This is a genomic window from Gordonia sp. UCD-TK1, assembly GCF_001691435.1.
Taxonomy (GTDB): Bacteria; Actinomycetota; Actinomycetes; order Mycobacteriales; family Mycobacteriaceae; genus Gordonia; species Gordonia hongkongensis.
The window spans coordinates 1-783 of record NZ_LZMP01000085.1; the positions used below are offsets into that span (position 1 = coordinate 1).

General features: G+C 65.4%; 2 protein-coding genes. Both read left to right on the plus strand.

The genetic code is table 11. From position 1 onward, the window contains the following. Nucleotides 1–265, plus strand: a 265-nt coding sequence (locus A9310_RS26160) for a hypothetical protein (RefSeq protein WP_217492981.1), incomplete at its 5' end; no start/stop codon positions are given. A gap of 120 nt (nucleotides 266–385) precedes the next feature. After that, the coding region (locus A9310_RS24180; protein ID WP_139104739.1) for a hypothetical protein at nucleotides 386–783 on the plus strand (398 nt) is incomplete at its 3' end.

The window sequence follows — 783 nt, forward strand, 5'->3', positions numbered from 1 at the left end:
CGCCGCTCATGTGGTTGCCGCTATCCGTGACAGCGGCTACACCGTCATCGCACTACCCGAAGTCGACGATCCGCAGGCGAACGTGTGGCGCATCAACCGGGATCGAACTCCGACGGCACCTGACGGGGCGCACGTGCGAGTCCGCCACTGGCCAGCAGGGACACGAATCGGAGCATTCGGCACCGAAGACATGAGCCCCGCGACCGCACTCGCTGCCGGTGCCGCTCTCATCGCCGCCGCCAAACACACAGGAGACACACAATGACCGGCACCGAAATCAGTGACGACGAACGAGATGGTGCCCGCGACCTCCTAGAAGCCTTGCGCGCATCACTCAAGGCTTTCCCTCGCGCGGCTTCGGACGACGCTCGGACGGAGAACTCTGATGTCTGACGATGTGCGGGCCGACGCCCGCCGACTCCTGCAAGGCATCACCCGAGGGCTGTGGAAGTGGTACGGCGACGACCACCGCGTACTCGAAGGGCTCGGTGGCGATCCCGTCGTGTACGAGTACGACACCGAGGTCCTGGAGGTCCACCATAACGGCGAGTGTGGATGCCGGTCGGCCTGCGAGTTGGAGGTCACGATCCCGTCTGCTGACGCCGAGTTCATCGCTGCATCCCCGACTCTCGTGGCAGGACTCCTCGACGAACTCGATTGCCTGGAAACCGACCTGGAGGCGGCGGCATATCGGCATGTACAGCTACAGGCGCGGATCGGCAAACGCGACCGCACCCTCGCCCGCATCCAGGCTGTCGCCGCCGACGTCGACCAGGACGGCGG